Origin of the sequence: Natronoarchaeum mannanilyticum (assembly GCF_039522665.1) — an archaeon.
Lineage (GTDB): Archaea > Halobacteriota > Halobacteria > Halobacteriales > Natronoarchaeaceae > Natronoarchaeum > Natronoarchaeum mannanilyticum.
Window position 1 is genome coordinate 1453580 of record NZ_BAAADV010000001.1, and the last position, 23982, is coordinate 1477561.

At 69.0% G+C, this 23982-nt stretch carries 23 protein-coding genes; 14 read left to right on the top strand and 9 right to left on the bottom strand.

The genetic code is table 11. From position 1 onward, the window contains the following. Positions 1 to 120: 120 nt before the first annotated feature. From larB to ABDZ81_RS07500, 5 genes are all read left to right on the top strand, one after another. Positions 121 to 882, top strand: coding sequence for a nickel pincer cofactor biosynthesis protein LarB (gene larB / locus ABDZ81_RS07480; RefSeq protein WP_343773299.1), 762 nt, complete (start codon positions 121 to 123; stop codon positions 880 to 882). Positions 883 to 1106: 224 nt separating this feature from the next. Further along, positions 1107 to 1250 carry a DUF7563 family protein gene (locus ABDZ81_RS07485; protein ID WP_343773300.1) on the top strand — a complete coding sequence of 48 codons (144 nt, stop codon included), beginning with the start codon at positions 1107 to 1109 and terminating at the stop codon, positions 1248 to 1250. Positions 1251 to 1328: 78 nt separating this feature from the next. Continuing rightward, a complete protein-coding gene (locus ABDZ81_RS07490) occupies positions 1329 to 1577 on the top strand; it encodes a GIY-YIG nuclease family protein (protein ID WP_343773301.1) in 249 nt (82 codons plus the stop codon). An 88-nt stretch (positions 1578 to 1665) separates the two neighbouring features. Continuing rightward, on the top strand, positions 1666 to 2211 hold the full coding sequence (locus tag ABDZ81_RS07495; RefSeq protein ID WP_343773302.1) for a universal stress protein: 546 nt from the start codon (positions 1666 to 1668) through the stop codon (positions 2209 to 2211). 51 nt (positions 2212 to 2262) lie between these two features. Next, positions 2263 to 3642 (top strand): phosphoglucomutase/phosphomannomutase family protein, encoded by a 1380-nt coding sequence (locus tag ABDZ81_RS07500; RefSeq protein ID WP_343773303.1) that lies wholly within the window; start codon positions 2263 to 2265, stop codon positions 3640 to 3642. 24 nt (positions 3643 to 3666) lie between these two features. Here the strand turns inward: ABDZ81_RS07500 and ABDZ81_RS07505 are convergent, their stop codons facing one another. Beyond that, complete coding sequence (locus tag ABDZ81_RS07505; RefSeq protein ID WP_343773304.1) at positions 3667 to 4068, bottom strand: GNAT family N-acetyltransferase; 402 nt, start codon at positions 4066 to 4068, stop codon at positions 3667 to 3669. 178 nt (positions 4069 to 4246) lie between these two features. Between ABDZ81_RS07505 and ABDZ81_RS07510 the strand changes: the two genes are divergently transcribed. The 4 genes from ABDZ81_RS07510 (at position 4247) to ABDZ81_RS07525 (ending at position 8390) form a co-directional block, all read left to right on the top strand. Further along, positions 4247 to 4795, top strand: coding sequence for a KH domain-containing protein (locus tag ABDZ81_RS07510; RefSeq protein ID WP_343773305.1), 549 nt, complete (start codon positions 4247 to 4249; stop codon positions 4793 to 4795). Between the two features lie 65 nt (positions 4796 to 4860). Continuing rightward, the gene (locus tag ABDZ81_RS07515; protein ID WP_343773306.1) at positions 4861 to 5337 is read left to right on the top strand and encodes a hypothetical protein; all 477 of its coding nucleotides are present in this window, start codon (positions 4861 to 4863) and stop codon (positions 5335 to 5337) included. A 187-nt stretch (positions 5338 to 5524) separates the two neighbouring features. Then, entirely contained in the window at positions 5525 to 7204 is a 1680-nt protein-coding gene (thsA, locus tag ABDZ81_RS07520; protein ID WP_343773377.1) for a thermosome subunit alpha, read from the top strand. A gap of 196 nt (positions 7205 to 7400) precedes the next feature. Beyond that, positions 7401 to 8390, top strand: a complete 990-nt coding sequence (locus ABDZ81_RS07525; protein WP_343773307.1) for an ornithine cyclodeaminase family protein — start codon at positions 7401 to 7403, stop codon at positions 8388 to 8390. Positions 8391 to 8410: 20 nt separating this feature from the next. Here the strand turns inward: ABDZ81_RS07525 and ABDZ81_RS07530 are convergent, their stop codons facing one another. Together ABDZ81_RS07530 and ABDZ81_RS07535 are read right to left on the bottom strand one after the other, a co-directional pair. Continuing rightward, on the bottom strand, positions 8411 to 8614 hold the full coding sequence (locus ABDZ81_RS07530; RefSeq protein ID WP_343773308.1) for a DUF7535 family protein: 204 nt from the start codon (positions 8612 to 8614) through the stop codon (positions 8411 to 8413). Between the two features lie 55 nt (positions 8615 to 8669). After that, on the bottom strand, positions 8670 to 10178 hold the full coding sequence (locus ABDZ81_RS07535) for a sugar porter family MFS transporter (protein WP_343773309.1): 1509 nt from the start codon (positions 10176 to 10178) through the stop codon (positions 8670 to 8672). 347 nt (positions 10179 to 10525) lie between these two features. Between ABDZ81_RS07535 and leuS the strand changes: the two genes are divergently transcribed. Then, positions 10526 to 13195, top strand: a complete 2670-nt coding sequence (gene leuS, locus ABDZ81_RS07540; RefSeq protein ID WP_343773310.1) for a leucine--tRNA ligase — start codon at positions 10526 to 10528, stop codon at positions 13193 to 13195. A 79-nt stretch (positions 13196 to 13274) separates the two neighbouring features. Then, positions 13275 to 13862 carry a hypothetical protein gene (locus tag ABDZ81_RS07545; RefSeq protein ID WP_343773311.1) on the top strand — a complete coding sequence of 196 codons (588 nt, stop codon included), beginning with the start codon at positions 13275 to 13277 and terminating at the stop codon, positions 13860 to 13862. Between the two features lie 15 nt (positions 13863 to 13877). Here the strand turns inward: ABDZ81_RS07545 and ABDZ81_RS07550 are convergent, their stop codons facing one another. Beyond that, positions 13878 to 15452, bottom strand: a complete 1575-nt coding sequence (locus tag ABDZ81_RS07550; RefSeq protein ID WP_343773312.1) for an FAD-dependent oxidoreductase — start codon at positions 15450 to 15452, stop codon at positions 13878 to 13880. Between the two features lie 132 nt (positions 15453 to 15584). Here ABDZ81_RS07550 and ABDZ81_RS07555 point away from each other — a divergent pair, with 132 nt between their 5' ends. Beyond that, entirely contained in the window at positions 15585 to 16082 is a 498-nt protein-coding gene (locus ABDZ81_RS07555) for a hypothetical protein (protein WP_343773313.1), read from the top strand. A gap of 16 nt (positions 16083 to 16098) precedes the next feature. On the opposite strand, the gene ABDZ81_RS07560 is transcribed toward ABDZ81_RS07555, so the two are convergent. The 4 genes from ABDZ81_RS07560 to ABDZ81_RS07575 form a co-directional block, all read right to left on the bottom strand. Next, on the bottom strand, positions 16099 to 16521 hold the full coding sequence (locus ABDZ81_RS07560; protein WP_343773314.1) for an Hsp20/alpha crystallin family protein: 423 nt from the start codon (positions 16519 to 16521) through the stop codon (positions 16099 to 16101). Between the two features lie 137 nt (positions 16522 to 16658). Continuing rightward, a complete protein-coding gene (gene pheA / locus ABDZ81_RS07565) occupies positions 16659 to 17462 on the bottom strand; it encodes a prephenate dehydratase (protein ID WP_343773315.1) in 804 nt (267 codons plus the stop codon). A 97-nt stretch (positions 17463 to 17559) separates the two neighbouring features. Then, positions 17560 to 17739 (bottom strand): hypothetical protein, encoded by a 180-nt coding sequence (locus tag ABDZ81_RS07570; RefSeq protein WP_343773316.1) that lies wholly within the window; start codon positions 17737 to 17739, stop codon positions 17560 to 17562. 57 nt (positions 17740 to 17796) lie between these two features. Continuing rightward, positions 17797 to 18009, bottom strand: coding sequence for a hypothetical protein (locus ABDZ81_RS07575; protein ID WP_343773317.1), 213 nt, complete (start codon positions 18007 to 18009; stop codon positions 17797 to 17799). Between the two features lie 260 nt (positions 18010 to 18269). Here ABDZ81_RS07575 and ABDZ81_RS07580 point away from each other — a divergent pair, with 260 nt between their 5' ends. Continuing rightward, complete coding sequence (locus ABDZ81_RS07580) at positions 18270 to 20075, top strand: double zinc ribbon domain-containing protein (RefSeq protein WP_343773318.1); 1806 nt, start codon at positions 18270 to 18272, stop codon at positions 20073 to 20075. 44 nt (positions 20076 to 20119) lie between these two features. After that, entirely contained in the window at positions 20120 to 21100 is a 981-nt protein-coding gene (locus ABDZ81_RS07585) for a zinc ribbon domain-containing protein (RefSeq protein ID WP_343773319.1), read from the top strand. 47 nt (positions 21101 to 21147) lie between these two features. Here the strand turns inward: ABDZ81_RS07585 and ABDZ81_RS07590 are convergent, their stop codons facing one another. Further along, positions 21148 to 23832 (bottom strand): protein kinase domain-containing protein, encoded by a 2685-nt coding sequence (locus ABDZ81_RS07590; protein WP_343773320.1) that lies wholly within the window; start codon positions 23830 to 23832, stop codon positions 21148 to 21150. Positions 23833 to 23982 lie beyond the last annotated feature (150 nt).

Genomic DNA, 23982 nt, shown 5'->3' on the forward strand with positions numbered 1-23982 from the left:
GACAGTGATCGGCACGATAGATCGGCGACGGTATTTAATTCTTCCCCCGGAACGTTCTCGTTTCCGGCCGCGCCCGGCGGGAAACGACATATAGGAGTGCCTCGGCGCGGGAGTGGCGGTATGCGCGAGTTACTGGACGCCGTCGCGAGCGGCGAGGTCAGTCCCGCCGAGGCCGAGGCGCGCCTCGCCGGCTACGCGACGACGGATGCGGGCCGGTTCGACGCCGCCCGCGAGCAGCGACGCGGCGTGCCCGAAGCGGTGTACGCGGAGGGCAAGACCGCCGAGGAAGTCGTCGATATGCTGCTTGCGGCCCTGGAGACGACGGGCAGAGGTATCGCGACGCGCGTGAGCGACGAGCAGGTCGCGGCCGTGCGCGAGGCGCTTGACGACGCCGGGCTCGACGCCGACGTTCGGTGGCACGAGCGATCCGACGTGCTGGTCATTCACGGGCCCGAGTACGAACCGCCGGACGTGGACGCGACGGTCCGCGTCGTCACCGGCGGGACCGTCGACCGCGGGCCGGCCGGCGAGGCGCGCGCGATCGCCGTCGAGATGGGCGCGACGGTCGAGATGGTCGAAGACGTCGGCGTCGCCGGCATCGTTCGCCTGCTCGATCGGCTCGACGAGCTGCGCGAGGCTGACGTGCTCGTCGTCGCGGCGGGTCGCGAAGGCGCGCTGCCGACCGTCGTCGCCGGCCTCGTCGACACGCCCGTGATCGGGCTGCCGACCGCGAGCGGCTACGGCCACGGCGGCGACGGCGAGGCGGCGCTGGCCGGGATGCTCCAGTCCTGTACCGTTCTTTCGACCGTGAACGTCGACGCCGGCTTCGTCGCGGGCGCGCAGGCGGGCCTGATCGCACGCGCGATCGATGACAATACCTGATCACCGAGCGGACACGACTCCTGAACACTGATCGAACACGACTACACGATGAACGGGTGAGGGCGTCGTGCTCGCGAACGGCCGTGCGCCGGTTGGCGAATATTTCTTCACGAACGGCGAACCACGTTTCGGTTTTGCGGAAATAGAAGGGGTGTTTCGGAAGGATATTTACCGATGGACCGCATAGTGAAGGGTGCCGGCGCGTACCGTGCCGGTTGTACCCAATGCCCACGTGTGACCACTGCGACGCGCACGTCTCCGACCGGTTCGAGCGAGTGTTCGCCGACGAGCACGGACGCATCTTCGCGTGTCCGAGCTGCTCGGCCAACGCGGGTATCGCCGAGGCGGCGAGACAGCGAGCCCGCTGAACGTCGGATCGATCGGACAGTGCAGCCGCGTGATCACCACGCGAAGCCTTTCTGTGGCCTCGGCGTAACCGACCAGTCGTGAGCGACCACTACGTCTACGTGCTGGAATGCGCCGACGGGACGTTCTACACCGGCTACACGACCGACGTCGAGCGCCGCGTCGCGGAACACGACGCCGGCGAGGGCGCCAAGTACACTCGCGGGCGGACGCCGGTCGAACTGGTCTACCGGGAGCAGTTCGACTCGCAGTCGGCGGCGATGTCGCGCGAACACGAACTGAAGCAGCTCTCTCGGGACCAGAAAGAGCAACTCGTCGACGACGAGTGATCGATCGCGGCGTTCGATCGGCGGCGGCGTTCGCGATCGACGCCGCGACCACGCCAGCGCTTTTCTTCGCGTCCGTGGATCTCCCGATATGGCGATCGATACTCTCCTGGTTGCGGTCGGCACCGACGACGGCGTCGACACCGACACGCTCGCGGACGCCGTCGTCCCGCTGGCCGAGTCGACCGGCGCGACGGTCCTCCTTGCGCACGCGCTCTCGCGCGACGAAGTCGAAACCGCGGCAGAGCAACTCGACGTCGACGTCTCCACGGGAAGCCACGAACGGCCGACCGAGGAGATTCCCAGCGGCGGGCAGACGTCGCTCTACCAGAAAATCTGGCCCGGCGACCCGACGTCGACCGACCGGTACGGCGACGCCGGCGACGAGGTCGTCGGGCAGTTCGCCGCGGTGGACGAACTGGACGCGGCGCTCGACGACGCCGCCGTCGAGCGCGAACTCGTCGGGACGATCGGCGAACCGGCTCCCGAGGTCGTCCGACTGGCCGACGAGCGCGACGCCGACATGATCGTCGTCGGTCGGCGGGACCGCTCGGGAGCGTCCCAGGCGCTGTTCGGCAGCACGTCCGAGGAGATCGTCGAGCGGTCGCCGGTTCCGGTCGTCGTCGCGAGCGAGTAGTCACCGTTCCGTCACCACCGTCTTTTTCGCCCCCGCCCCCGAAGCTGACGTATGGAGACGGCGATTTCGTTCGGGACCGACGGCTGGCGAGCGACGCTCGACGAGTTCACGGCACCCCGCGTGCGGATGGTCGGACAGGCGGTCGTCGACTACCTCGACGGGGCGGGGCTGGGCGACGACCCCGTCGTCGTCGGGTACGACGCCCGCGAGACCTCAGAAGGGTTCGCCAAGGAGCTGGCCCGCGTGCTCGCGGCCGGCGGTCACGACGTGATCGTGCCCGAGCGCGACCGGCCGACGCCGCTGGTCGCGTGGGCGATCGTCGACCGCGACCTGGCGGGCGGGCTGATGATCACCGCCTCGCACAACCCGCCGGAGTACAACGGCGTCAAGTTCATCCCGGAAGACGGCGCCCCGGCGCTGCCGGAGGTCACCGACCGGATCATGGAGAACCTTCGGGAGCCCGATCCGCTGCCGGAGGAGCGACACGGGAACGTCCGGCGGGTCGATCTGGTCGAGTCCCACGCCGAGCAGGCGATGGATCTGGTGGGCGCGGACCTCTCGGAACTCTCGGTCGCCTACGACGCGATGCACGGCAGCGGCCGCGGGACGACCGACGCCCTGCTCGAACGGGCCGGTGCGACCGTCGAGCGGCGTCGCTGCGAGCGCGACCCCGAGTTCGGCGGCGTCTCGCCCGAACCGAGCGCGGAGAACCTGGAGGGGCTCGTCGACGCCGTCGAGTCGGGCGACGCCGATCTGGGGATCGCCAACGACGGCGACTCGGATCGGATCGCGGTCGTCACGCCCGAGCGGGGCTTTCTCGACGAGAACCTGCTCTTCGCGGCGCTGTACGACTATCTCCTCGAAGAGCAGTCCGGCCCGGCCGTCCGGTCGGTGTCGACGACGTTCCTGATCGACGAGATCGCCGAAGCCAACGGCGAGGAGGTCGTCGAGACGCCGGTCGGCTTCAAGTGGGTCGCGCAAGCGATGGCCGAGCGCGACGCGCTGATCGGCGGGGAGGAGAGCGGCGGGTTCACCATCCGCGGGCACGTGCGCGAGAAGGACGGCGTGCTGACAGCGCTGCTGGCCGCCGCCGCCGAGTCCGAGGAGTCGATCGACGAGCGTGTCGACCGCCTGCTCGACGCCCACGGCGACATCGTGCCGGGGAAGATCAGCGTCGACTGTCCGGACGATCAGAAGGCCGCGGCGATGGCGGCGATCGAGGACGCCTTGCCGGACGAACTGGCGGGGCGAGCGGTCGCCGAGACCAGCACCGTCGACGGCGTCAAGCTGCTTCTCGACGACGGATCGTGGGTGCTCGTGCGACCGAGCGGCACCGAGCCGAAGCTCAGGGTGTACGCCGAAGCCGAGAGTACCGAGGCCGTCGACGCGCTGCTGGCAGACGGACGCGAACTGGTCGAAGCGAACGTCTGAGCGCACCTCGATTTTTGTTCTCGACTACTTAAGGACGCCCCGATAGCGGTCATCGTCGGCGTCGGTCGGCTCGATGGCGAACTCCAGCGACTCGTAGAACGGCCGAACGCCGGCGTCGAACTCCGCGGCGAGCGGCCCGTAGTCCTCTCGCGCGCGGTGGATCAGCGTCCGCCCGACGCCGCGGCCGCGGCGGCGCCGCCGGACGGCGATCGCATCGACGTGCGCGCCTTCGCTGTTCTCGCGAGGAGAGAGTACGATCGTTCCGACGACGCGTCCGTCGGCTTCGGCCACGAGCACGTCGCCCGCCGCGAGCCGCTCGTCGAGGTCGTCGACCGCCAGCACGGCGGCGTCCAGCTGTCGGCGGACCGCGAGCCGGTCGTCGGCTTCCGCTCGCCGTACCTCGACGTCGAGCGCGTCGCGTTCCACGTGCGGGTGAGCGTCCGCCGTCGCCTTGGACGTTTCGTCCGGCGAGCCGATCGCGCATTCGTCTCGCGAGCCGGTCGCTCGCCAGTTTCGGCCGAACGGCGGCGTTCGCGACCGTCCTTCGGGGGAACGATCTCCGCGCTCGGGAAAGCTTTTACAGCCCGAGCCACTACCGCGACGTATGCAGCACGTGAAGATTCCGCAGGACAGGATTGGGGTGCTGATCGGCGAGGGCGGTGCGACGCTGCGCGAGATCGAGCGGCGGGCCGAAGTGCGACTCGACGTCGACTCCGAGAACGGCTCGGTCGCGATCGAGAAGACGGGCGATCCCGTCAAGGCGCTCAAGGGACCCGACATCGTCCGCGCGATCGGCCGCGGGTTCGCGCCGGACGACGCCATGGGCCTGCTCGACGACGACATGATGATGTTCGATCTGGTCGACATCGACGCCGCGGCGCGCAACACGAACGACCTCAAGCGCAAGAAGGGCCGGCTCATCGGGGAGAACGGCCGCACGCGCGAGCTGATGGAGGAGCTGACCGGCGCGTCGGTCGTCATCTACGGCACGACGCTGGGCACCATCGGCGGCCCCCAGCAGGTCGAGGCCGTCCGCGAGGCCGCCGAGATGATCATCGACGGCGCGCCCCACGGCGCGGTGTACTCGTTCCTCGAGCGCAAGCACAACGAGCTGAAACGTCAGGGGCTGGAGTACCACCAGTTCACCGGCTGAGTCCGGCCGTCCACCTTCGGCTCGACACGGCGCACTTTTCCGTAGGCGGCGCGAACCACCGGTAGATGACAGACGATTTCTCCGCGAGGCGCCGTAAACTCCTCCAGAGCGCCGGTGCCGGAGGCACTGCACTACTGGCGGGCTGTACGGAACAGCTCGGTCTCGCACAGAACTCGGACGAGGGCGGTGACGGGCAGCGCGAGGCCGGCGTCGTAGCGATGGTCGACCAGCAGGCGCTCCAGCAGGCTCAACTCGAGGCCCAGCAGGCGGCCCAACAGGACAACGTGAGCCAGCAGGAGGCCCAGCAGGACTACCGGGAAACCCAGCAGGAGCTCATATCTGAGGCCATCTCGTCGCTCGTCGACGAGCTGGAGTCGAACACTTCGGCCACCGTCGAGCAGGAGTACTCCCAGTTCGGCGCCGTCCGCATCTCCGGCTCGGCGAGCGCGCTGATCGACGCGCTGGAGATCGAGAGCTCCCAGTCGCTGGTTGCCGCCGCGCGGCTCGAGGAAGCGACGTCCGGATCCACGAACTCCTCGTAGCGTACGCTCGGGACCGGGGAGTCCGGTCGACGCGGCTTCTCTGTGGTCGCCGCACCTTCCTTATGAATGGATTCCCGGTAGCCGTCCGCACGCCGTCACGTCCGGCGTGTTACTCCTCACCACACTGCTCGGAACAAAGGATTTATATAGAACGACAATCAATCCTCTACCGATTATGGCGCAGCAGATGGGCAACCAGCCGATGATTGTACTTTCGGAGGACAGCCAGCGCACCTCCGGGGACGACGCACAGTCGATGAACATCACAGCCGGGAAGGCCGTCGCGGAGGCCGTCCGCACCACGCTCGGCCCCAAGGGGATGGACAAGATGCTCGTCGACTCGACGGGCAACGTCGTCGTCACGAACGACGGCGTCACGATCCTCAAGGAGATGGAGATCGAGCACCCCGCGGCCAACATGATCGTCGAGGTCGCCGAGACCCAGGAGGACGAAGTCGGCGACGGTACGACCTCCGCCGTCGTCGTCTCCGGCGAACTCCTCAGCGAGGCCGAGGACCTTCTCGACCAGGACATCCACGCGACTACCCTCGCGCAGGGGTACCGCCAGGCCGCCGAGGAAGCCAAAGACATCCTCGAGGACGTCTCGATCGACGTCGACGCCGACGACACCGAGATCCTCGAGCAGATCGCCGCCACCGCGATGACGGGCAAGGGCGCCGAGAACGCCAAGGACCTGCTCGCGGACCTCGTCGTCCGCGCCGTCAGCAGCGTCGCCGACGGCAACGAGGTCGACACTGACAACATCAAGGTCGAGAAGATCGTCGGCTCGGCCGTCGAGAACTCCGAGCTCGTCGAGGGCGTCCTCGTCGACAAGGAGCGCGTCCACGAGAACATGCCCTACCTCGTCGAGGACGCCGACGTCGCCGTGCTCGACGACGCTCTCGAGGTCCAGGAGACCGAGATCGACGCCGAGGTCAACGTCACCGACCCCGACCAGCTTCAGGACTTCCTCGACCAGGAAGAGGAGCAGCTCAAGGAGATGGTCGACCAGATCGTCGAGTCCGGCGCGGACGTCGTGTTCGCCCAGGACGGCATCGACGACATGGCCCAGCACTACCTCGCCGAAGAGGGCGTGCTCGCGACCCGGCGCGTCAAGTCCGACGACGCCACGAAGCTCGCCCGCGCGACGGGCGCCACCGTCGTGAGCAACGTCAACGACATCGAGGCCGACGACCTCGGCTTCGCCGGCTCCGTCTCCCAGCAGGAGGTCGGCGGCAGCCAGCAGCTCCTCGTCGAGGACGTCGAGAACGCCAAGTCCGTCACGCTGCTGCTGCGCGGCGGCACCGAGCACGTCGTCGACGAGATCGAGCGCGCCATCGAGGACTCGCTCGGCGTCGTCAGCGTCACGCTCGAGGACGGCAAGGTGCTGCCCGGTGGCGGCGCCCCCGAGACCGAGCTCGCTCTGCAGCTGCGCCAGTTCGCCGACTCGGTCGGCGGCCGCGAGCAGCTCGCCGTCGAGGCGTTCGCCGACGCGCTGGAAGTCGGTCCCCGCACGCTCGCCGAGAACGCCGGTCTGGACTCGATCGACTCGCTCGTCGAGCTCCGTCGCGAGCACGACGCCGGCAACGACGCCGCCGGTCTCGACGCCTACACGGGCGACGTGATCGACATGGAGGAGGAGGGCGTCGTCGAGCCGCTCCGCGTCAAGACCCAGGCCATCGAGTCCGCCACCGAGGCGGCCGTGATGATCCTGCGCATCGACGACGTGATCGCGGCGGGCGACCTGAAGGGCGGTCAGGTCGACGCCGGCGGCGACGACGACGGCGGCCCGCCCGCGGGCGGCCCCGGCGGCGCGCCCGGCGGCATGGGCGGCGGTATGGGCGGCGGCATGGGCGGCATGATGTAAGCTCGGCCCATCTGCCAGCAGCTACGTCACCGTCACCGCGTCGACCCCGCACTGCTCGCCGAACGAACGCGCGTTTTTCTTTCGTGCTCGCTCGATAGCGGCGGCGCTCTCGATCGGTAGTCTACTCTCTCGACGGCGCGGCGACGCCGTTCCTCGGCGCCACGTATTAAGTGCGGCCCCGCAAAATTTGCCACCCATGGAGACGCTGTTGCTCAACGGGGGAGACGTCGAGGCCAACGCCGACACCGGCGCCGTGATCGACGCCGTCGAGGCGGCGTTCGCGGCCTACGAGCGCGGGGACGTGCAGATGCCCGCCAAGTCCTACGTCGACCTGCCGCGGTACAACGGGGACTTCCGGTCGATGCCAGCGTACGTCGAGGCCGACGAGTGGGACGCCGCCGCCGTGAAGTGGGTGAACGTCCACCCCGACAACCCCGCCGACCACGACCTGCCCACCGTGATGGGGACGCTGATCTACTCCGACCCCGAGACGGCCTTCCCGCTCTCGATCATGGACGGGACGGCGCTGACGATGCTGCGCACGGGCGCCGCGGCGGCCGTCGCGACAGACCACCTCGCCGTCGAGTCGGCGTCGAGTCTGGGCCTGGTCGGCGCGGGCGTCCAGTCCTACAGTCAGCTCGAGGCGATCGCCGAGGCGCGCCCGATCGAGGAAGTGGTCGTGGCAGATCAGGACGAGGAGCGCGTCGCCGACTTCGTCGGCGCCTTCGACGATCGGTTCGATGTCCGCGGCGGCTCGATCTCGGAGGCCGGTCACTGCGACGTGCTCTCGACGGTGACGCCGGTGCGCGAGCCGATCGTCGGCGCCGACGATCTGGGCGAGCGCACGCACGTCAACGCCATCGGCGCCGACGCCGCCGGAAAACACGAGATAGCGGACGCGGTGCTGCTGGACTCGAAGCTCGTCATCGACGACTACGAGCAGTGCACCCACTCCGGCGAGATCAACGTCCCCTGGAGCGAAGGAGTGCTGGGCGACGACGACCTCCACGCCGAGCTCGGCGAGATCGTCGCCGGGGGGAAAGACGGTCGGACGAGCGAGGACGGTATCACCGTCTTCGACTCGACCGGACTTGCGATCCAGGACGTCGCGGCCGCTCGCGTGGTCTACGAGAACGCCCGCGAGAACGGCGACGGGTACGAGTTCGAGATGATCGATCTCGGCTGACGAGCCGTCCGTCCTGCTTCCTATTCGCCGCTGAACCGGTCGAGCACCTTCGTTATCAGCCAGACGATCACGATGAAGGGGAGCAGCGGCACCAGCAGCACCAGCATCCCGACGAGCATGCTCCAGCCGATCACGTCCATCCCGGGGTCCTTGTGGCCGCGGGTTCCGGGCGTCACCGTGCGCAGCACCTTCTTCGGCAGCGAGGGGTCCTCGGCGTCGCTCATGTCCGTCAATTGGAGCGAGCGAGGGATAAAGGCGCGGTCGCGGCGCCGCCCCGGCTCAGTCGTCGTCCGAGTCGGCGCGGCGTCTCCCCGCCGAATCGGCGCCGGCGGCGTCGACACGCGCGTCGCCGCCCAGCGCCGTCTCGCGCAGGTCGGACTCGATCTCCTCGAGCGTGCGTCCGGTCGTCTCGGGGACGAACGCGTAGGCGAACGCGAACGCGGCGACGCTCAGCGCCGCGAACGTCCAGAACGTGCCGGCCTCGCCGACGGTGTCGACGAGGTAGGGGAACGACTGGGCGACCGCGAGGTTCGCCGCCCAGTTGACGACCGTGGTGACGCCGACGGCCGTCCCGCGGACCTTCAGCGGGTAGATCTCGGAGTTGAGCAGCCAGAACACGGGCCCGAGGCCGATCGCGAAGAAGGCGACGTACAGCATCAGGCTGGCCACGGCGATCAGGCCGACCGCGCCCGAGAGCCCGGGCAGGAAGTACGCCGCGCCCAGCCCGGTCAGCGTCACGGTCATCCCGACCAGTCCGACGAGCAACAGCGGTCGCCGACCGACCCGGTCGATCAACAGCAGCGCGACCAGCGTCATCGTCACGTTGACGACGCCGATGACCACCGTCGCGAGCAGGGAGCCGCTGGCGCCGAAGCCGGTCGACTCGAGGATCGAAGGACCGTAGTACATCACCGTGTTGATGCCGGTCAGCTGCTGGAACGCCGCCAGCCCGACGCCGACGACCAGCATCGGGCGGACCCACGGCGCCAGCAGGTCCCGCAGGCTCGCGTCCTCCATCTGGGCTTTCTCCTCGATCTCTCGTAGTTCGGGCTCGACCTGCTCGCTCGTCCGAACGGACGCGAGCACGTCCCTCGCCTCGTCCTCGCGGTGCTGCTCGAACAGCCAGCGCGGGCTCTCGGGCATGAACAGCATCCCGACGAACAGCGCGGCGGCCGGGACCGTCCCGGCGCCGAGCATCCAGCGCCAGACGGCCGCGCCCTCGAACGCGAGGTTCGTCACCGCGGTCACGAGCAGCTCCTCCGCGAACGCGTAGTTCACCAGGTAGGAGGTCAGCAGGCCGAACGTCACCGCGAACTGGAACAGCGTCACCATGCCGCCGCGGATGTCGGCCGGCGAGATCTCCGAGATGTACAGCGGGCCGATCATCGACGCCAGGCCGACGGCGACGCCGTCGACCACGCGGCCGACGAACAGCCACTCGATCGTCGGCGCGACGGCCATGATCGCCGAGCCGACGAAGAACACGACCGCGGCGCCGAGGATCACTCGCCGGCGGCCGATCAGATCGGAGAGCCGACCGCCGACCGCGGCGCCGACGATCGCGCCGACCAGCGCGCCGCTGACGACGAAGCCTTCGACGAGCGATTCGTCCATCGCGATCCCGAACAGCGACGTCATCTCGAAGGTGTCGGGGATAAAGAGCAGAGCCCCGGAGATGACGCCCGTGTCGAAGCCGAAGAGCAGCCCGGTCAGCGCGGCCAGCGCGCCGATGACGTAGACGAAGCGGTTGCGCCCGCCGGCCGCCGTCCCTGTGTGTGTCGTTGCCATAAGTATCGGTTTCATCCCGACCGTTCCGAACGCTCATTAACAAATACGTCGATTTTTCTGAAAGAAAAGACCGTTAACACGGTAGATCGTCGTATTATTTGTTTTTGAACGGTTCCCGTTAATGTTCTCGGTGAGCGTTCACCGCCTGGGATCGCGACACGCGGCGCGCGGCGTGCCGCGTCGACCTTCGTCGCGTCGCCCGGGTGTCTCGACGTCCGCGCGTCGATGCCGCTGGGGCGCCGTCGTCGCGCCGCGTCGGTCGACGGGCCGGCACTCGTCGACCCGACAGATCCGGAAGTCGGATGGAAAGGTATAGGGCGCCGACCCGCCGAATCACGTACAAGCTGATGAGTATGGAGAGCTACGACCACGCCGCCGTCGAGGCCCGCTGGCAGGAGGCGTGGGACGACGCGGACGTGCATCGGACGCCCGACGACGTCGAGGACCCGACGTACGTCCTCGGGATGTACCCCTACCCCTCCGGAAAGCTCCACATGGGCCACGTCCGGAACTACACGATCACGGACGCCTACGCCCGCTATCGGCGGCTGCGCGGCGACGACGTGCTCCACCCGATGGGGTGGGACTCCTTCGGACTGCCCGCCGAGAACGCCGCCAAGGAGCGCGACACGAACCCGCGGGACTGGACGTTCGACTGCATCGACACCATGAAAGGCCAGATGGAGTCGATGGGCTTCGGGTACGACTGGGACCGCGAGATCACCACCTGCACGCCCGAGTACTACCGATGGAACCAGTGGCTGTTCCGACGGTTCGTCGAGGAGGACCTCGCCGAGCGCCGGGACGCCGAGGTCAACTGGTGTCCCCACTGCGAGACCGTCCTCGCGGACGAGCAGGTCGAAGGCGAAGAGGAGCTGTGCTGGCGCTGCGACAACCCGGTCGAGCAGCGCGAACTCGAACAGTGGTTCCTGCAAATCACCGACTACGCCGACGAGCTGCTGGAGGACATCGACGAGCTGGAGGGCTGGCCCGACTCGGTCCGCCAGATGCAGCGCAACTGGATCGGCCGCCAGCACGGCACGCATCTCCCCTTCGACGTCGACGCCGCCGACGGGAGCGCCGAGTACGGCACGGTCACCGCCTTCACGACGCGCGCCGACACGATCCACGGCGCGACGTTCTTCGCGCTGGCGCCGGACCACCCGATTGCCGAGGAGCTGGCCGAGACTGACGACGCGGTTCGCGAGTTCGTCGAACACGAGGCCGACCCCGACGGCGACGAGCCCAACGGCGTCGAGACCGATCTGGTCGCCACCAACCCCGTCAACGGCGACGAACTGCCCGTCTACGTCGCCGACTTCGTGCTCTCCGACGTCGGCACCGGCGCGCTGATGGCCGTGCCCGCCCACGACGAGCGCGACCACGCGTTCGCAGAGAAGAAGGGCATCGACGTCCGGCCCGTGATCGCACCCGAACCCGAGGAGGGCGAGGATCCCGAGGCACCCGACGTCTCGGAGGAAGCGTTCACCGAGGACGGCGTGCTGGTCAACTCCGGCGAGTACTCCGGGCTGGACAGCGAGGAAGCTCGCGAGCGCATTACCCAAGACACCGAGGGCGCCGAGGAGGCCACCCAGTACCGCCTGCGCGACTGGGGCATCTCCCGGCAACGCTACTGGGGGACGCCGATCCCGGTCGTCCACTGCGACGACTGCGGCCCGGTGCTGGTGCCCGAGGAGGACCTGCCGGTCGAGCTGCCCGAGTTCGTCAACACCACCGGGAATCCGCTGGACGCCGCCGACGAGTGGAAGCAGACCACGTGTCCCGACTGCGGCGGCGACGCCACGCGCGAGACCGACACGATGGACACGTTCTTCGACTCCTCGTGGTACTTCCTGCGGTACGTCTCTCCGGACCTGTCGGACGCTCCCTTCGACCTGGAGCGGGCCAACGACTGGATGCCCGTCGACCAGTACGTCGGCGGCATCGAGCACGCCGTGATGCACCTGCTGTACTCCCGGTTCTTCACGAAGGTGCTGGCCGACGAGGAGAGCCTGGAGCACCGCGAGCCCTTCACGAATCTGCTCGCCCAGGGGATGGTCCAGCTGGAGGGCGAGAAGATGTCCAAGTCCAAGGGCAACGTCGTCTCGCCCCAGCGCATCGTCGAGGAGTACGGCGCCGACACCGCGCGCCTGTTCATGATGCAGGCCGCCCGCCCCGAGCGGGACTTCGACTGGAAGGAGGAGGGCGTCCGCTCGACCCACCAGTTCCTGAACCGGCTGAAGGACGTGGTCGAAAGCTTCGACGCCGACGACGCGGCGTCGGGCGACCGCGACCCGATCGACCGCTACGTCGCCGACGAGATCGACGCCGCCGTCGCCGTGGCGACCGACGAGTACGACTCGCTGACGTTCAACGAGGCGCTCCGCGAGGCCCAGTCGCTGGTTCGGACGCTCCGGCAGTACGATGAGCACGCCGACGTCCACGCCGAGACGTTCGAGCGCGGGCTGGACGTCGCGGTCCGCCTGCTGGCGCCGGTGACGCCCCACCTCGGCGAGGAGCTGTGGCAGGAGCTGGGCAACGACGGCTTCGTCGCCGAGGCCGAGTGGCCCGACGCCGACGTCGACCGCGAGACCGTTGAGCAGCGTCGCAACCTCGTCGAGAACACCCGCGAGGACGTCCGCCAGATCGTCGACGTCGCCGGGATCGAGGACCCCGAGCGGATCGACGTCGTCGTGACGCCCGAGTGGAAGTACGACGCCCTGGAAATCGCCGTCGAATCGGACGCCGACAACCTGATCTCCGAGCTGATGCAGAACGGCGAGATCCGCGAACAGGGCGACGCCGCCGCGAGCTACGGGCAGGACCTGCAGGAAGAACGAGAGGCGCTCTCGAAGACGCTCGCGCCCGACGCCGAGTACGAGGCGCTGGAAGCCGCCGCGTGGCTGATCGAGCGCGAGTTCGACGCGCCGGTCCGCGTGGTTCGCGCCGCGGACGCCGACGACGACGTGGTCAGCAAAGCCGAACCCGGCCGGCCTGCGATCGACATCGTGGAGTAGGGATTTCTGCGTCGAGCGTTTGTGGGCGAGCAAACTCCTCTCCACAAAGTATATTATCGGGAGTACAGACGCGAATAATATGCCCTCCCGCTTCTCCCGCCGTTCGATCGTCGGCAGCCTCGGCGCCGTCGCGGCCGCGGGGTGTCTCGGATCCGCCCCCGGCGAACCCAGTTCCGGCCCGGACGGGAACCGGACCGAAGCCGACCCCCGAGAGTCCGACGACGTTCCCGCAAGATGCGACGTCGCACCCCGGTCAGAGCAGGGACGCGGCGATCCGATCGAAACGACAGTCGAGACCGTCCGTCCCGACGATGTCGAAGCGGAGTGTGGCTACTGGGCGTCCGACGCCGCGTTCCGGAAAACTGACGACCGCCTCGATCTCGAATTCGTCCCGGCGCCGAGCGCTATCGCCCCGTGGATCCGGTCCTCGTTCGTAGAACGCGCCGACGGCGACAGGGTCGAGATCGGGATCGTAGCCGAGAAAAGCAGCGAAGCGACCGGTGACGGGTCGTACAACTACTGTCCGCCCCCCGAGTACGATTTCGACGAGTTCGTTCAGGCGGTCCCGAGTGAAGTAACTGTTACAGTACGATTCGACACCGACGACGGCGAGTACGAGTGCACGCACGATGTCTGGGTAGAACAGAGACAATCGCAGGTCGACTGAACTTCGTTCCGTCGTTCAGTCCCCTTTCTCGCCGCCGTCCGGCGTCGGATACTCCCGGTGCTCCAACCCCTCGACCGCCGGCCCCGAGAGGATCTCGCCGTCGTAGTCGAACCGCGAGCCGTGACACGGGCAGTCCCAGGAGCGCTCGGCGTCGTTCCAGGTGACGAGACAGCCCATGTGCGGGCAGGTCGCGTCGACCGCGTGGACCGCACCGTCCTCGTCGCGGTAGACGCCGGTCGGCCGACCCTCTTTCCGGAGCACCTCGGCCTCGCCCGGGCGGGGCAGGTCGTCGCGGTCGTGCAGCAGCGTTCGGACGCGGTCGCCGACGAACCGGGCGCCGACGACGGCGTTCTCCGAGAAGAAGTTCTTCGCGGACGCTTTCGGCGTCACGCGCTTCGGGTCGAACAGGTCGGCGTAGTGGCTTTGCCCCATCTCGATCAGGTCTGCGATGAGCATCCCCGCGACGGTGCTGCCAGTCATCCCCCAGCCGTCGAACCCCGTCGCGACGTACACGTCGCCCGCGCCGGGGCCGATCTCGCCGATATAGGGCATCCCGTCGACCGTCGAGTAGTCGTGGGTCGACCAGCGGTACGCGACCGACTCGACGTCGAACCGGCTGCGGGCGTACGCCTCGCAGCGCCGGTAGCGCTCGGACGTCGGCGGCCCGCCGAGGCTCGGCTCGTGGCTCTGGCCGCCGACGATCAGGTACTCCTCGCCGTCCGAGCGGTACGGTCGCATGGTGGCCGGCGGCGACGCCGCGCTGTAGTACATCCCCTCCGGCACTTCTCCGGCGATCTCGACGGCGAGCAGGTACGCCCGGTGCGGGTGGGTGCGCGCGAAGTAGCCCCCGCGGTCGTAGATCGGGAACTGCGTCGCGACGACGACGTCGTCGGCGACGACCGCGCCCCGCTCGGTCTCGACGCGGCTGGGCGCGCCGGCGTCCACGTCGGTCGCGCGCGTCTCCTCGAACACGTAGCTCCCGTCGCCGTGGATCGCCTCGACGACGCCCAGCAGGTACTTCCGCGGGTGGAACTCGGCCTGCTCGGAGAACTCGACCGCCGCCTCGACGTCGAACGGCAGGTCGGTCTCCTGGACGAACGACGAGGGCAGGCCGGCCTGCGTGGCCGCCCGGTCCTCCTCGCGGATCTTGTCGACGTTCTCCTCGGACTCGGCGTAGACGTACGACGGCGTCCGCCGGAACTGGGCGTCGACGTCGTACGCCTCGACGATCCGCTCGACCTCGTCGATCGCCGCCTCGTTCGCCCGGCCGTACTGCTCGGCGGTGCGCCGGTCGAACGTCTCGGTCAGCTTGCTGTAGCGAAGCCCGTGCTGGGACGTCACCTTCGCCGTCGTGTGGCCGGTGGCGCCGGTGACGACCCGGTCGGCCTCGACGACCGCGACCGTCGAACCGCGCTCTTTCAACTCCAGGGCCGTCGTCAGCCCGGCGATCCCCCCGCCGACGACCGCGACGTCGACGTGCAGGCCGCCGTCGAGCGGCTCGTAGTCGGTCGTCGGCGTCGTCGCGAGCCACAGCGACTCGGGGTCGTCGGCTCGCCGCGTCGTGCCGGTCGGCGTTGTGTCCTCGGACATTGCTCCCCGTGTCCCAGCACCACGAACGCCGACGTAAAACCCGGCCGCGCGATGCCATCGAGCGGTCGGCGCTACCGAGAGTTGTTGCCGATTCCCTCTCCTTGAGTAGGTCGAGCTGCCCACGTCGAGCTCGTGGGCGAGTTCGCCGACGCCATTCAGGAGCGCCTCCGCGAGCGCCTCGCCGAGCGGCAGCTCTCGCTCGACTGGCGGACCGAGTACCGCGTCGGCCCGACGCCGGTCGACATCGCGGGCGTCGCCAGCGGCGCCGCTGCGGACTCGGCGACCCCGAAAACGCTTGCGCTGGTCGAACTGGAGTGGCGCCGCGCCGATCCGGCCGACAACTCCGCGAAACTGTTCCGACACCTCGCGGACGGCGCGCTCGACGAGCACGACCGGATCGTCGTCTGTCAGGTCTTCACCGGGTACTACGACCTCGCGCGCGGCGGCGTCTCCTCGAAGCGAGAGAACGCCGAGTTCGTCGGCCGGGTCGCCGCCGAGGCGTTCGACCGGGTCGCGTACCACCCCGTAGACTTCGACCTCGACCCGCCCAAGCGCGGCGCCGAGTGGCCCGACGACTGGCGAGGCCGGGCGGACGACTGCGCCCGGCGGATCGATGACCTGCTCGATTGACGACGGCGCCCGCCGATCACTCGATGTCGATGTGGTGGCCGTCGTCGACGCCGTGGCGCTTGGGCAGCGTCACCGTCAGGACGCCGTTGTTGTACGACGCCGAGACCGAGTCCTCGTCGACGGCTTCCGGCAGCGGCACCGACCGGCTGACCCGCTGGTGGCGCCGCTCGCGCCGGATGTACTGTTCGTCTTCGTCTTCCATCTCCTCCTCGCGCTCGGCCTCGATCCGCACGGTGTCGTCGGCCAGCGTCAGGTCGATGTCCTCGGTGTCGTAGCCCGGCAGGTCGGCGGTCACGACGAACTCGTCGCCCTGGTCGGCGACGTCGACCGACGCCGACGATCCGCCGACTTGGACGTTTGCGCCGCCTTCGAACTGGCCGAGTTGCTGGTTCATCCGCTCTAGCATCCGTTCGAACTCGTCGAAGGGGTTCCCTGGCATCGTGGATCCGGGATCGGTTTCCCGCTAGAAAGTTCGACGCTATCGCTCATAAGTTCTGTCCTCGGAGCGGGGTCAGGAGATGGGTCGGCGCGGTCGCCGCGGCGTCCTCGGCGACTCGCAGAACAACTGGCGGCGTCCTACACGACGTGCTCCGAATCGTACGAGCCGAGCCGTCGGACCCAGCCGTCCTCGGCGATGTGCTCGATCTCCGCGAGCGCCTGGGCCGTGCGGTCCTCGTACAGCCCCGCCGCGACGTCGATGTGGAACACGTAGTCGCCGAGTCGCTCGCCGCTCGGGCGGGACTCGACGCGCGTGAGGTTGATGTCGCGATCCGCAAAGGGTTCCAGCAGGTCAAGCAGGAGGCCGGGGTAGTCGGCGTTCGGGTAGACGACGAACGTCGACTTGCCGCCCGCCGGCGAGCGGTCCTCCAGTGGTGCGAGCACGAAGAAGCGCGTCGCGTTCGAGTTCTGGTCCTGGATATCCTCGGCGAGCACCTCCAGCCCATCTCCCCCGTTATCGGGGTGGCCGATCCCGGCGACCGAGGCGTCGTCGCGGGCCATCTGGACGCCGCGGGCCGTGCTGGCGACCGCCTCCAGGTCGGCGTCGGGGTACTCCGAGTCGAGGTAGCCCCGGCACTGCGCGAGCGCCTGCGAGTGGCTGGCGATCCGGTCGAACTCCTCGCCCTGGGCGAGCAGTGCGTGGCGGATCGGCGTCACGACCTCCTTGACGACCGCGACTTCATACTCCGCGAGAGCGTCGAGACTCTCGGTGACGCTGCCCTCGATGCTGTTCTCGATGGCGACGACGCCCCGGTCGTACTCGCCGTCGGCGACGGCGTCGACGATCGCCGTCACGGACTCGCGGAAGTCGACCGTATCGGAGATCGACCGGGCCGCGCGGTGGGAGTAAGTTCCCTCGGGGCCCAGCGTTACTACGTTCATTACCCGTCGCTACGCCGTTCCGGGTGAAAAGCGACGCGATTACGACAGGTTCGGTCGGCGGACGAGAGCGCGGGCACGGCGTCGACCGGAGACGCCGTCACTCCCGCCCCTCGATCCACCACGTGCACCTGCAGTCGGGATCGAGGCACTCGTAGAACTCCGCCAGCACGCGACCGTCGAGGTCCGTCTTCTCGCCGCCGTAAAGCGCCACCGTGCCGCACTCCGGACATCTCTCCTGCTGTTCCACCTCCCCCGCAGAAAGTTCGACGGTCTCCATGCAGGATTGTACGGCGCTCCGGCGTAAAACCGTACGTCCCAGATACTAGCACTGGATCTACGTTCGCCGCCACTGGACGCCGACGCCGATCGCCGCGACGAACGCGCCCACCGCCAGCAGTTCGACGACCGCCTCGACGCCGCCGCTCGTTCCCTTCGCGATCTGAAAGAAACTCCACGCGAGCCACATCAGCGCCATCGCCGACTGCGCGAAGAACCCGGACCGAGAGATGCGCTCCTGACGATGCTGGTAGCCGACCCAGCCAAGCACGCCGACGACGCCAGCGCGAAGACGGTCCCGAGCGTGGCGTCCGGGACGCCGAACACGGCCACTACGAACATGGTACTATTCGTCTACCGTAATTTGATAAATACTCACATCCGCGACCGAACGCATCGGTTCGTTGCGGCGTGCGTGCCAAATGTTTATTGTCGAACGGCGGTGATTGTCCCACAACCTATGTCTTTCAAGATGACACGATATCCCCTGAAGCGGGTGCGGCGTCGGCATCCGGTACGAGGTGGTGAGCGATGAACTGTCCGGACTGCGCGACGGACGTCGGCGAGAGCGCGCAGTACTGTCCGAACTGCGGGGCCCGGCTCGCCGAGCACTGTCCCGACTGCGGAGCCGACAATCCGGCCGCGGCGAACTTCTGTGCGGAGTGCGGTACCGACCTCTCGGCGAGCGCGTCCGACGACGCCTCGGACGCCGACGCCGCGGCGGACGACGCGCCCGAGGACGTGTTCCGGCTGACGGGCGGGACGTTCGCGCGGCGCGTCTCCGGCGACGCGCTGGAAGCCGACGGGCTGTTGAGCCGTCTCAAGAACGAACAGCGGATCAAGATCGAAGCCGGCACCGAGGCGCTGGTGATCCGGGACGGCGAACTCGCCGAGACGCTGTCGGCCGGGGAGCACACTCTCGACGACATCACGCGCCAGGTCGCGGAGGCGCGGACGTCCCAGTCGCTGTCGGTCGTCCTCGTCCGGCGCGGCGACACGCCGCTGACGTTCGCGGTCTCGGACCTGCTCACCGCCGACGGCGTGCAGGTGTCGGCCGAACTGGAGCTGGTCGCGACCGTCGACGACGAGGAATCGTTCTTCCGGAACCTCATGTCCGGCCGGGACGCCGTCACCCGCGAGACGTTCCGGTCGCTGCTGGGGCCGGCGATCCGGGACGAGCTGGAGGCCCGCGTCAGCGAGTACGAGCGCTCCGAACTGTACGGTAACGACGGCCTCAAGCGGGATCTGGAAGCCGTCGTCACGGATCGCCTCTCGGACGTGCTCGGGCGCAACGGACTGGAGCTGCTGAGCGTCCGTTCGTTCGAGTACGACGACGGTCGCGAGGAGCTCCGCGAGGAACGCACCGAGCTCGCGAACCGCGAGGAGCGCGAGTCGCTGCGCGACGAGGCGGCCGACCTCGACAAGCAGGCTCGCGAACGCGAGACCGGCGACGAGATCCACGCCGCACGCCAGGAGGCCCGCCAGGAGCTCACCGAGAACGCGGCGTCCCACGAGGTCGAGAAACAGGAGGTCGAACACGACCACGAGATCGACGACGCCGAGCGCGAACACCGCCACGAGGCCGAGCGCGAGGACGTCGAGCACACCCAGGAGATCGAGACCCGGCGCACCGAGGGCGAGGTCGACCGGCGCGAGCTCGAACACGAGCAGGACGTCTCCGAGATGGAGGACATGATCGAGCTCAAAGACGAGAAGGAGCGCCTCGACGTCGAGCGGGAGAAAGAGCGCCTCGACGCCCGCGACGACGTCGACGCCCAGACGCTCGCATCGCTGGAGGACGCCGACGACAGCGTGGCCGACATCGCCCGGATGGAGGCCGCCGAGGATCTCTCGGCCGAACAGCTCGACTCGCTGGGCGCCCGCGAGAGCGACGAGCTCGCGAAGGCCCGTCAGGAGGCAAACAGCGCCGAGGTCGAGCGCAAGCGCGTCGAGGACCAGAAGGAGTTCCGCGACGACCTCAAGGACGTCGCCGGGGACGCGATGGACCGCACCCAGGAGACGACCGAATCCGCGATGGACAACATGGGCGAGACGGCGACCGAGGCCGCGCGCGACGGCCCGGTGCCCGACGACGAGGACGACGAAGACGACGAGCGCTCGCGGGGTCGCGGCGGCGGGGACGCCGAACCGCAGGACGCTGACCGATCCGGGGCGTCGGACGGTGGCGGCGCGGACGCAGGCACGAGCGACGCGACCGAAACGGCCGACGCATCCGGCGCGACCGGCGCGGGGTCTCGCGAGTGTCCCGACTGTGGCGCGTCCGTCGCGGCGGACGACGGCTTCTGCACCGACTGCGGCGCGACCCTCGGTGAGTGACCGATGCACCGCCAGCGAGACGCCGATCGATCGGGAACCGACCGATGAAGGCGTACGTTTCGACCGAGCGCGACGACGGGAAAGTCGAGATCGACGGGACGGCGGCGATCTACCGCGACCCCGAGCGGGGCCACGCGATCGTCGTCGAGAGCGGCGGCCGCGACGTCGCGCTCGACGTGGCCGACGCGACCGTCTCCCGGCGCTCCGACGGCGACGCGCCGATCGTCGTCGAACTTGCCGACTCCCGTGTAGAGGTCCGGAACAACGGGAACGCGAACGGACTCACCGTCACCAGCGGCGGGCAGACCGAGTCGGTGCCCGAGGATCGGGTCGCGACCGTCGACCGCGACGCGACGCTGTCGATCGGCGCGCGCGCGTCGATCGAACTCGTCGTCGAGCGGACCGCCGGCGTCACCAACGTCTACCACGAGGGGAGCGGCGACGTGGTCGCCGGCGACGTGACCACGGTCGACCGGTCGACGACGATCACCGACAGCGTGGTGAACCGATCCGACGTCGGAAGTTCGGGCGCGGACGGAGCCGACGGCGGATCGACGGCCGACGCAGCCGGCGGGGAGACGACCGTCGAGGACAGCGTGGTGAACCGCTCGGACGTCGGCGGATCGAACGCCGACGCGGCAGACGGACGGGCGTCCGACCTGACGGACGAGCGGATGGCCGACCCGACGGACGAACGGCCGCAGAACCCGGAGAACGACGACGGCGCGCGGACGCAGCGCATCTGCGACGAGCACGGCCCCTACGCGCCGCCGGAGTGTCCCGAGTGCGAGCGGTCGGCGGCGTCCGACGCCGGTGGGCGATCGGACGGCTCGACGTCCGGTCGGAGCGCCGACTCGTCGTCCGGCGATGCTGACGCGGCGTCCGGGGGAGAGGACGCGGCGTCCGGCGGTACTGACGAGGCGTCCGACGGTGACGACGAGGCGACGCAGTTTTGCATCTTCTGCGGCGAGGGGATTCCGGCCGGCGCGGCGTTCTGCCCGGAGTGTGGAGAAGAGCTGCCCTGACGCCGCTGCCGCCTCAGAATCTGTTCTGGACCGGTCCGTTCGTCCGCTTACGCCTGCGTCTCGTCCGCGAGGTCGGCGAGCGCGTCCCGCAGGTACAGCACCGACTCGTAGCGGTCCGCCTTCTCGCGTTCGAGCGCCGGCATCAGCACGTCGTCGAGTTCGGCGGGCAGCGACGGGTCGGCCTCGCTGGGGGGCTGGATTTCGTCTTCGACGACCCGCGTGAGCACCTCGCCGCCCTCGCCCTCGAACGGCGGGCGGCCGACGAACAGGTCGTAGAAGACCGCCCCCAGCTGGTACACGTCGGTCGACTGGTCGGGATCGCCGAACCGATCGGCGTCGACCTGCTCCGGCGCGGCGTAGCGCGGCGACAGCCCCTCGACGCCGCCGTCGTCGTGGAGCAGCGCCCGCGCGAGCCCCCAGTCGGCGACCTTCGGCACCGGCCAGCCGCCGTCGTTCGTCCGGAACAGCACGTTCTCGGGCTTGAGATCGAGGTGGGCGACGCCCCGCGAGTGGGCGTGCTGGACGCCGTCGCTCACGCAGCGGGCCGTCCAGACGGCCTGGTCGAAGGGGAGTTCGCCCGCGTAGTTCGAGAGGTCCCCTCCGTCCATGTACTCCAGAAGCATCCACGGGAGCGGCTCGGCGTCCCAGTCGATCACGCCGACGATGAAGTCGTGATCGTCCAGCCCCGCCCAGGTCTCGGCCTCCTCGACGAACGACTCCATCGTGTCGGCGTGGAGCGTCCCCTGCATCCGCGGCTCTTTCAGTGCGGCGTCTATTTCCCCGTCACCGGCGGGGATCGTCGCCCGGAACACCTCGGCGCTGCCGCCTTCGCCGAGCCGGTCGCCCCGCTCGATATCGGCGTACTCGACGTCGGCGTCCGGCGCGACCGGGATGACGTCGGGAGCACCGTCGGCCGCACTCTCTCCCGACGTCGATTCGGCACTGGCGGCGTCGGCTCCGGCGGCACCAGCGTCTCCCGCGGCGTCAGCGGCGCGCACGGCCTCTGTCGCGTCGCCCTCGTCCGGCTCGACGACTGTCGGCGTCCCGTCGCCGATCCCGAGGACGGCCCGGCGGGCCGCGTCGGCGTTCTCCTCGGCGACCGAGCGGAGGTGCGCCAGCCGGTCCCGTAGCTCTCCGTCGTCGACGGCATCGGTCGCGTCGTCGGCGTCCTCGGCAGCCGCGGTGAACGCGTCGCGGGCCGACTCGTATCGGCCGTCCCGGAACGTCGCGATGCCGTCGTCGAGCTGGCGTTCGATCCCGGCGACGTACGTCTCGCCGCGCCTGCGCTCGGCGGTCTCGCGGACGCGTTCGAGTTCGTCGGTCGCCTCGACGCCGCGCTCGTTCGCGCGTTCGAGCGCGACGGTCGCGTGGTCGACCGCCTCGGAGAACGCCGAGCGGGCGTCGTCGAAGTCCCCGTCGTTCGCTCGCGCGTCCGCCTCCTCGAGACGCGCCTGAGCCGCGTCGGTGAGGACAGTCGCGTACGCCTCCTGTGCCTCCTCGCGGACGAGTTCGAGGTTTCGGCCCGACAGCGCCTCGGTGTCGTCGAGCGCGGCCAGCACCTCCTCGATCTCGTCGATCGCCCGCTCCCGGTTCTCGGCGTCGGTCGATCGGGCGTCGTTCACGCGCGCGACGAACCACTTACGCTCGCTCTCCGCGCTTAGATCCCTGGCCTCGTCGCGCAGCGCCATCGCCTCGTCCGTCTCGACGCCGGCCGTTCCGGCGTGGTCGATCGCGGTCTCGGCTTCGCCGGCGGCCTCGGCGGCCAGTTCGGCGGCGTCGCCGTACGCCTCGTCCGCGGCGGCGCTCTCGGCCGCCTCGAACTTCGAGCGGGCCGTCTCGATCGCCGACTCGTAGTCGGCCTCGTGCCGGCGCTTTCGCGCGGTCTCGCGTTTCCCGGAGAGGCGCTCTCTGACCGTCGAGAGCCGCTCGGCCAGCGCCGGGTTTTCCTCGGGATCGACGTCGCCGACCTCCTTCAGCGCGGCCCTGACGTCGCCGAAGGCGTCGTGGGCGGCCGCGAACTCGCCGGCCTCCATGCGAGCGTTTCCGGTCGCGAGTTTCTCCTCGGCCCGGTCGAGCGCTTCGCCGACGTCCGTCGCGTTCCGCGCGTGTCGGAACCGAACGAGCGAGTACAGCGGGACCGTCAGAACGTTGAATCCCCAGACGGCCGTCAGAAGCGTCCACAGCCGGGTCGAGAGCGACTCCTGGGTCGTTCGGTTGAGCGTCTTCGCGTCGGCGTACACCGCGAGCGGGGTCAGCAGGTACGTCAGAATGAACGTCGAATATAGGGCGTTGGTCGTCATGCCGGAACTGCTTGACCCCGCTAGCAGGCTGCCGAACTGGACGACGAAGGTCGCCCAGACGACCGCGTGCCAAGGCACCGATCGACCGTGACGTCCGTACCGGGCGAGCGCGTAGGCCGCGACCACGCCGGACGACAGTATCGGGACGATGGTACCTGCCGGCCACAGCCACGAGGGAGGATCGTCCGCCGACCGTCGCTGCTTGACGTCGTACGCGACGGCTCCGATACCACCGAGCCAGCTCACGAGATAGAGAACCGCGAGCGAGCCGCTGCCGTTGGCGTCGCCGCCGAAAGCGAGCGGGCCGACACACTGGACCAGCGCGATGCCGGCCAGCGCGTACGTCCAGACTGCGTCCGGGCGATCGTTCGATACGTCCTTCGCCGACTCGGCGTCCGCCTTCCGCACGTCATCTTCCCTGGTGACACTCATGACAGACCGGTTATCCGATTGGGGAAGTAACTCTGCCGGAGCGAGTAAAGTGCTTTGGACGCCGGCTCCGCGTCGTTCCGCTCCCGTCGCGGGAGCGTCCGGTCGGGTTGCCAGCGTCTTCCCGATCCGGTCGTCGTAGCGATTCTCGTT

Bases quoted from the DNA above. Each gene is read 5' to 3' on its own strand.
- ABDZ81_RS07550 (WP_343773312.1), bottom strand. From the start codon at position 15,452: ATGTCCGAGGACACAACGCCGACCGGCACGACGCGGCGAGCCGACGAC.
- thsA (WP_343773377.1), top strand. From the start codon at position 5,525: ATGGGCAACCAGCCGATGATTGTACTTTCGGAGGACAGCCAGCGCACC.
- pheA (WP_343773315.1), bottom strand. From the start codon at position 17,462: ATGAACGTAGTAACGCTGGGCCCCGAGGGAACTTACTCCCACCGCGCG.
- leuS (WP_343773310.1), top strand. From the start codon at position 10,526: ATGAGTATGGAGAGCTACGACCACGCCGCCGTCGAGGCCCGCTGGCAG.
- ABDZ81_RS07530 (WP_343773308.1), bottom strand. From the start codon at position 8,614: ATGAGCGACGCCGAGGACCCCTCGCTGCCGAAGAAGGTGCTGCGCACG.
- ABDZ81_RS07510 (WP_343773305.1), top strand. From the start codon at position 4,247: ATGCAGCACGTGAAGATTCCGCAGGACAGGATTGGGGTGCTGATCGGC.
- ABDZ81_RS07525 (WP_343773307.1), top strand. From the start codon at position 7,401: ATGGAGACGCTGTTGCTCAACGGGGGAGACGTCGAGGCCAACGCCGAC.
- larB (WP_343773299.1), top strand. From the start codon at position 121: ATGCGCGAGTTACTGGACGCCGTCGCGAGCGGCGAGGTCAGTCCCGCC.
- ABDZ81_RS07570 (WP_343773316.1), bottom strand. From the start codon at position 17,739: ATGGAGACCGTCGAACTTTCTGCGGGGGAGGTGGAACAGCAGGAGAGA.
- ABDZ81_RS07580 (WP_343773318.1), top strand. From the start codon at position 18,270: ATGAACTGTCCGGACTGCGCGACGGACGTCGGCGAGAGCGCGCAGTAC.
- ABDZ81_RS07545 (WP_343773311.1), top strand. From the start codon at position 13,275: ATGCCCTCCCGCTTCTCCCGCCGTTCGATCGTCGGCAGCCTCGGCGCC.
- ABDZ81_RS07560 (WP_343773314.1), bottom strand. From the start codon at position 16,521: ATGCCAGGGAACCCCTTCGACGAGTTCGAACGGATGCTAGAGCGGATG.
- ABDZ81_RS07515 (WP_343773306.1), top strand. From the start codon at position 4,861: ATGACAGACGATTTCTCCGCGAGGCGCCGTAAACTCCTCCAGAGCGCC.
- ABDZ81_RS07485 (WP_343773300.1), top strand. From the start codon at position 1,107: ATGCCCACGTGTGACCACTGCGACGCGCACGTCTCCGACCGGTTCGAG.
- ABDZ81_RS07495 (WP_343773302.1), top strand. From the start codon at position 1,666: ATGGCGATCGATACTCTCCTGGTTGCGGTCGGCACCGACGACGGCGTC.
- ABDZ81_RS07535 (WP_343773309.1), bottom strand. From the start codon at position 10,178: ATGGCAACGACACACACAGGGACGGCGGCCGGCGGGCGCAACCGCTTC.
- ABDZ81_RS07585 (WP_343773319.1), top strand. From the start codon at position 20,120: ATGAAGGCGTACGTTTCGACCGAGCGCGACGACGGGAAAGTCGAGATC.
- ABDZ81_RS07590 (WP_343773320.1), bottom strand. From the start codon at position 23,832: ATGAGTGTCACCAGGGAAGATGACGTGCGGAAGGCGGACGCCGAGTCG.
- ABDZ81_RS07500 (WP_343773303.1), top strand. From the start codon at position 2,263: ATGGAGACGGCGATTTCGTTCGGGACCGACGGCTGGCGAGCGACGCTC.